Annotated in this window: 6 protein-coding genes; 4 read left to right on the top strand and 2 right to left on the bottom strand. The window is 70.0% G+C overall.

From position 1 onward, the window contains the following. Positions 1–10: 10 nt before the first annotated feature. Positions 11–1,366, bottom strand: coding sequence for an acyltransferase family protein (locus Pen02_RS38805; protein WP_203871200.1), 1,356 nt, complete (start codon positions 1,364–1,366; stop codon positions 11–13). Between the two features lie 302 nt (positions 1,367–1,668). Here Pen02_RS38805 and ngcE point away from each other — a divergent pair, with 302 nt between their 5' ends. The 4 genes from ngcE to Pen02_RS38785 all read left to right on the top strand — a co-directional run bounded on the left by ngcE (position 1,669) and on the right by Pen02_RS38785 (position 5,679). Beyond that, positions 1,669–3,081: an N-acetylglucosamine/diacetylchitobiose ABC transporter substrate-binding protein gene (ngcE, locus tag Pen02_RS38800; RefSeq protein WP_203871199.1), complete on the top strand. Its 1,413-nt coding sequence runs from the start codon at positions 1,669–1,671 to the stop codon at positions 3,079–3,081. Positions 3,082–3,182: 101 nt separating this feature from the next. After that, the gene (locus Pen02_RS38795; protein ID WP_203871198.1) at positions 3,183–4,091 is read left to right on the top strand and encodes a carbohydrate ABC transporter permease; all 909 of its coding nucleotides are present in this window, start codon (positions 3,183–3,185) and stop codon (positions 4,089–4,091) included. Next, a complete protein-coding gene (locus Pen02_RS38790) occupies positions 4,088–5,002 on the top strand; it encodes a carbohydrate ABC transporter permease (RefSeq protein ID WP_203871197.1) in 915 nt (304 codons plus the stop codon). Before Pen02_RS38795 ends, Pen02_RS38790 begins: the two co-directional genes overlap by 4 nt. Positions 5,003–5,364: 362 nt before the next feature. After that, positions 5,365–5,679 carry a type II toxin-antitoxin system Phd/YefM family antitoxin gene (locus Pen02_RS38785; protein WP_203871196.1) on the top strand — a complete coding sequence of 105 codons (315 nt, stop codon included), beginning with the start codon at positions 5,365–5,367 and terminating at the stop codon, positions 5,677–5,679. Between the two features lie 142 nt (positions 5,680–5,821). Here Pen02_RS38785 and Pen02_RS38780 read toward each other — a convergent pair whose 3' ends face one another. Next, positions 5,822–6,814 carry an N-acetylglucosamine kinase gene (locus Pen02_RS38780; protein WP_203871195.1) on the bottom strand — a complete coding sequence of 331 codons (993 nt, stop codon included), beginning with the start codon at positions 6,812–6,814 and terminating at the stop codon, positions 5,822–5,824. Positions 6,815–6,817: the final 3 nt, after the last annotated feature.

Below are 6,817 nucleotides of genomic sequence, written 5' to 3'. Positions count from 1 at the left end.
TCGGTACCGGTCAGCCCGAGTCGCTGGTCGGTACCGAGCGGACCAGCCGGAGCAGGGCTGCGCCGCAGAGGTACGCCACCAGTGCGCCGGTGGGCAGGCCCAGCAGATAGTGGCCGTTCTTCGGGGCGACGCTGTTGCTGAACAGTCCGACCACGGTCGCGGCGAAGCCGAGTACGACGAGCAGCAGCCGGGGCAGCGGGCGGGCGAGGGTCCGGCACAGCGGCGGCGGCAGCCAGCCGGGGCGCTCGGTGGGGCGGCGGGAGCCGCGTGCCTCGATCCGGCCGAAGCCGGCGACCAGCACCGCCAGCATCACGGCGAGCAGCAGCAGCCAGGGGATCCGCCAGAGCCACCAGGCGGTGCTGCCGACCGGCGGGGTGGGCAGCGCGCCGAGCGCGTCCAGCGCGCCGGCCAGCAGGATCACCGCGGTGAGGTGCCAGAGGAAGATGGTCAGCACCACCGAGTTCACCGCGACGACAAGCATCCAGGGACGGGTCCGGTGCAGCCACCGCTCGGCCGGGGCGCGGAGCAGCATGATCAGCCCGAGTTGTGTGGTGGCCAGGGCCAGCAGCGCCAGGCTCGGCGGCGACATGTTCTGGATCCGCTCGCCCGGCTGGTTGATCATGCTGGTCGGGTACGGGCCGAGCAGGGTGAGCGACAGCAGCGCGGCCAGTCCGACCAGCAGCAGCGGCCAGCCCAGCCGGGGACGCATCGGCAGGCTCCCGGTCCGCCAGGCGAAGCCCACCTGGTGCATGGCGAGCCAGCCGAACAGGAAGTTGCCGTACCCCAGCCGGCTCTCGCCGAGCAGCCGGGCCAGGTCCCCGAGGGCGACCAGTCCGAGCAGTACCACCGGCACGGCGAGTCCGAACCGCCGGTGCAGGGCGTACGTCACCGGGGTCAGCAGCACCACGTAGAGGTAGGCGGAGAGGAACCAGAGCGGCACGGTGGCGTACCAGACGACCTCGCGGACCTGGGTCGGTCCGGCGCCGAGCAGCCGGGCGGTCAGGGCCGCGAGGGCGAGCAGCACCAGCAGTACGGTGGTCGGTCGGATCAGCCGTCCGCTGCGCCCGGTCAGCCAGCCGCCGGCGTCGCCGCCCCGCCGCCGGTGGTTGTCCAGCGAGGCGGCGTTGGCGTACCCGCCGACCAGGAAGAACAGCGGCATGACCTGGAACAGCCAGGTGCCCGGCCGACCCCAGGTGATCTCCTCGAGCGCGTTGTGGCCGCGCAGCCGCCCCGCGTCGTCGTGGTCGAGGACGGCGATCAGCCAGTGCCCGAGCACCACCAGGGTGATCGCCACCGCGCGGATCAGGTCGACGTAGCGCTCCCGCTGGGCGGGCGTACGGCCGGCGAGCTCCCGCAGGCGGCCCATGTGGCCAGGCTATCGACTCGGCGGCGGCGCCGACGGGCTATGCGGCAACCCGGGTGGGTTGCCGGTCCGTAACGGTTCGGCCGTCGGGGCTTGCTGCCGACACCCACTTCCGTAAGAATCCTTCAGTAACTTTATCTTAAGTGAAGACAAGCACCACCATGTCAGGCGATGGCGCGTCAGATGAAGAACCGCGACAACTGTGCGTCCAGCCCCACCCGACCCCGATGACCCCGAGCCCTCGTTTGCCGGGCGCCGCTCCCACCGGCCGCGGCGTCCACCTGAACCGGATCCGAGGAGAAGTTATGAACAGGCGTGACATCCTCCGTCGTACCGCTGCCGCCAGCCTGCTGGCCGTCCCCGCCACCGGCCTGCTGACCGGTTGCGCCCTCGGCGGCGGCGACGACAACAGCGGCGGCGAGTCGCTCGAAGGCACCAAGAGTGAGCAGAACCCACTCGGGGTCAAGGAGGACGCCCCGCTCGAGGTGGTCATCTTCAACGGTGGTTTTGGTGAGGAGTATGCCAAAGCCCACGAGGCGATGTACACCGCCAAATATCCAAAGGCGACGATCAAGCACTCGGCGACGCAGGAGATCAACAAGACGCTCCAGCCCCGGTTCGTGGACGGCACCCCGCCGGACGTGGTGAACAACTCCGGCGCCGGCCAGATCGACTTCAACGGCCTGGTCTCGCAGGGCGCCATCGCCGACCTCGGCGAGCTGCTGGACGCGCCCAGCCTCGACGTACCCGGCAAGAAGGTCCGGGACACCCTGCTGCCGGGCGTGGTGGACGTCGGCTCGTACGACGGGAAGTTCCTGGTGCTCAGCTACGCCTACACCGCGTACGGCATCTGGTATTCCACCAAGCTCTTCACCGACCGGGGCTGGCAGTACCCGAAGACCTGGGACGACCACATCGCGCTCTGCCGGCAGATCAAGGCCGCCGGCATCGCCCCCTGGACCTACGCCGGCAAGCATCCCCGCTACATGAGCTGGCCGGTGATCTCCACGGCGATCAAGTTCGGCGGCCCGGACGTGGCGAAGGCGATCGACAACCTGGAGCCGAACGCCTGGAAGTCCGAGGCGATGAAGGCGGCGGCCGACGCCTGGTACCAGATCGTCAAGGACGGCTTCATCATGCCCGGCAGCCCCGGCCTCGACCACGTGCAGTCGCAGACCGAGTGGTGCCGGGGCAAGGCCGCCTTCATCTCCTGCGGCTCCTGGCTGGAGAGCGAGCAGGCCAAGGTGACCCCGGCCGGCTTCAACATGTCGGTCGCGCCGACGCCGAGCCTCGGCACCGGTGACAAGCTGCCGTTCGAGGCGATGCGCGGCACCGCCGGAGAGCCGTTCATGGTGCCGGCCAAGGCCAAGAACCGGGCCGGCGGCCTGGAATACCTGCGCACCATGCTGTCGATGCAGGGCGCTCAGGACTTCACCCGGAAGGTCTCCAGCCTGACCGTGGTGGCCGGCTCCACCCAGGGCATCGACCTGCCGTTCGGGCTGAGCACCGTGGTCAAGGCGCTGGACGCCTCCGGCAGCAACGGCTTCAACTGGGTCTACAACAACTTCTACCGCAAGCTGGAGCGCGAGCTGGTCGACGCCGCCTGCGGCGAGTTCTTCAGCGGCCGGACCACCCCGGCCGAGTTCCTGGACCAGTGCCAGAAGGGCGCCGACCAGATCGCCGGGGACAGCAGCATCAAGAAGTACAAGCGCCAGTAGGTCGGTTGTCGTCGCGGGGGTCGGCCGGGGTGGCCGGCCCCTCCGGCGCGGGTGTCGCGGGGACAGGTCTTCCCGCGTGGAGTGGGCAGGATGTCGGTCCCGTGAAACATGGCAAGTATCCGCTGATCATCACCTTCCTGGTGCCGCCGCTGCTGCTGTACGGCATCTTCGTGCTGTCGCCGTACCTCCAGGCGTTCCAGATCTCCACCACCAACTGGCTGGGCTACTCGGCGACCGCCGACTACGTCGGGCTGGAGAACTTCGGCAACCTGCTGCGCGACGGCGCGCTGTGGAACGCCGTGAAGAACAACCTGATCCTGCTGGTACTGCTGCCGGTGCTGACCATCGCGCTCGGGCTCTTCTTCTCCAGCATGCTCAACATGGGCGGCCGACGCGGCACGGCCGGGGTGGTCGGGGTGCGCGGCTCCGGCGCCTACAAGCTCGTCTACTTCTTCCCGCAGGTGCTCTCGGTGGTGATCATCGCGCTGCTCTGGAAGGAGGTCTACCACCCCAACAACGGACTGCTGAACGCCACGCTGCGCGCGGTCGGGCTGCCCGCGCCGACCTGGCTCGGCGATCCGCGTACCGCGTTCTGGGCGGTGCTGGCGGTGATGGTCTGGGCCAACGTCGGCTTCTACGTGGTGCTCTTCGGCGCGGCGATGCAGGCCATCCCGAAGGACATCTACGAGGCGGTGATGCTGGACGGCGCCTCCCGGTGGACGACGCTGACCAAGGTGACCATCCCGCTGCTCTGGGACACCGTGCAGGTCGCCTGGATCTATCTGGCCATCGCCGCGCTGGACGGGTTCATCCTGATCCAGCAGATGACCGACGGCGGCCCCAACCACTCCTCCGACGTGATCGGCCTGCGGATGTACAACACGGCGTTCGGCAGCGAGACCAAGTTCGGGTACGCCTCCGCGATCGGCGTGGTGATGTTCTTCCTGACCCTGTCGGTGGCGGTACTGGCCCTGCGCGCCAGCCGTCGGGACCGAATCGAGTACTCGTGACGACCGTCGACACCTCCGCGCGGGTCAGCTCCGAGGCCGGCGCCGAGGGCCGGTCCGGGGCCGGCGACCGGGCGCCCCGCCGCGAGTGGGGCGTGGTGAACGTCTTCTCGCACGGCTTCCTGCTGCTCTGGGCGCTGCTGACCACCCTGCCGCTGCTCTGGGTCTTCCTCAGCTCGTTCAAGAGCGACGGCGAGATCCTCAGCGACCCGTGGGGGCTGCCCGGCGCGCTGCGCTTCGAGAACTGGGCGCGGGCCTGGACCGAGGCCCGGATCGGACAATACTTCCTGAACAGCGCGGTGGTGGTGGCCGGCTCGTTGACCCTGACCATGCTCTTCGGCGCCACCGCCGCGTACGTCTTCGCCCGGTACGAGTTCCGGTTCCGGCAGGTGTTCTACTACCTGTTCGTCGGCGGCATGATGTTCCCGGTCTTCCTCGCCCTGGTACCGCTCTTCTTCGTGGTCCGCAACGCCGGGCTCTTCAACACCTGGACCGGGCTGATTTTGGTCTACGCCGCCTACTCGTTGCCGTTCACGGTCTTCTTCATGACCGCGTTCTTCCGCACTCTGCCGACCTCGGTCGCCGAGGCGGCGCTGATCGACGGCTGCGGGCACTTCCGGCTCTTCTTCCGGGTGATGCTGCCGATGGCCAAGCCGGGCCTGGTCAGCGTGGCCATCTTCAACTTCCTCAGCCAGTGGAACCAGTTCATCCTGCCGCAGGTGCTGATGCAGGGGGACGAGTCGAAATGGGTACTCGCCCAGGGGCTGGCGGCGCTGGCGGTCAGCCAGGGCTACCAGGGCGACTTCAGCGGCCTGTTCGCCGGTCTCACCCTCGGCATGTTGCCGGTGCTCGGGGTCTACGTGCTGTTCCAACGCCAGATCCAGTCAGGGTTGACCGCAGGCCAGCTCAAGTAGGCCCGGCGGACCCGTCTCCCTTGCCACTTCGGCACCGTCAATGTGGCGAGTGCCGAAGTGGCAAGGTCATTTGTGCCTACCGTCGCTCCATGAGGCTGGTCGCCCTGGCAGACGTCGCCGCCATGCTCGGCGGGGTATCACGCACCAGGGCAACTGAGATCGTCCGCCGGCCTGGCTTCCCCGAGCCCATTGACACCGTCGGCAACGGCCGTATGCGGACCTAGGACCGAGACGCTGTCGAGGCATGGATACGCGACAACCGGCCCAGTCAACGCGACGAGAGCGAGTAAGCCAAGCTCAGGCTCGGCCGGGGCGCCCTCCCGGTTTGTACAATTTCTCGTACGTCACGCCCGGGAGGCATCGTGCGTACCGTTCCCTACTCCGAGGTCCGGGAGAACCTGGCCGAGATGCTGGACCACGTTGTGGACGACGCGGAGGAGATCGTGGTGACCCGCTTTGGCCGTGAGGCTGCCGTCATCATCTCGCTACGCGAGTACGAGTCGCTGAGGGAGACGGCGTACCTGATGGCCGGCCCCGCCAACGCGCGCCGTCTGAACGAAGCCGTCGAAGAGTTGCGCGACGGGGGCGGGGAGATGCACGACCTCGCCGACGCCGACGCCGACGCCGACGCCGACGCCGACGCCGACGCCAGGCCAGGCGGGGCGTCGGCAGCGTGAAGGTCCAGTTCGCGGGCCGGGGGCTGACACCGTGCAGATAGCGCAGTGTCCCTACCACTACGAATGAGGTACGCAGCCACCGCTGAATACCACACGCTTGCGAGCCCATACCGCTGTGGGCCCAATCCGACGGGTGCGGGCGTCAGCTTTCGATCGGGCTGAGCAGCCTCCGGTGCAGCTCGGCCGGGTCGGTCAGCTCGGGCAGGGTGCGGGCGGCCAGCCAGGCGGCGCCGAGGGCACCGTCCCCGGCACCGTGCAGCGGCGCGGCCGGCCAGCGGGCGGCCAGCGCCGGGCGTACGGCGTCGGCCAGCGGGGTGTCCCCGGTGAGCAGCCCGCCGCCGAGCACGATCGGGCTGGCGGAATCGGCGGGCCGGATCCGGTCGACGTTGGCGGCGAGCAGCCGGGCGGCCTCGGCGAGGATCGCACCGGCCTCCGGATCGCCCTCCCGGTCGGCGCGGATCACCAGCGGCGCGAGTGCGGCCAGTTCGACGGCGGGTCGCCGGGTCACCGCCTGGACCAGGGTGTCCACGGTGTCCCGGGGCCGGGCGGCGATCTCGGCCGAGCCGAGCAGCTCGGTGAGGACGAGGGTGCCGAGCGGGCCGGGCGGCTGGTGCCGGTCGAGGTCGGCCAGGGTCCGCCGGACGGCTTCCCGACCCAGCCAGAAGCCGCCGCCGGCGTCGCCGAGCAGCCAGCCGTGGCCGTCGGCGACCCGGTCCAGCGCCATTCCGCGTACCTCGGCGGCGATCGCACCGGTGCCGGCGATGAGGATCGTGCCGTCCGGCTCGGCGGTGCCGGAGGCGTACGCGACGAGGGCGTCGCCGAAGATCTCGTACCGGCAGCGCAGCCCGACGTCGTGCCAGGCGCGGTCGAAGGCGGCCCGGCCGGCCGGATCGGCGAGCAGCCGGCCCGCCCCGGCCAGCCCGATGGTGCCGGCCCGGACGAGTTCCGGGTCGAGCCCGGCGAGGGCGCCGGTCAGCGCGACCCGGAGTTGTTCGGCGGCCCGCTCGGCGCCGTGGCTGGTCGGGTTGCCACCGCCGCCGCGCCCGGTGCCGAGCCGGACGCCGTCCAGCGAGACCACCGTGGCCCGGGTCGAGGTGCCGCCGACGTCGAGTCCCACCACCATGCCGTCCGACATGAC

Source organism: Plantactinospora endophytica (genome assembly GCF_016862915.1).
In the GTDB taxonomy this organism is placed as follows: Bacteria; Actinomycetota; Actinomycetes; order Mycobacteriales; family Micromonosporaceae; genus Plantactinospora; species Plantactinospora endophytica.
This window is presented reverse-complemented; position numbering and strand designations above follow the sequence as displayed.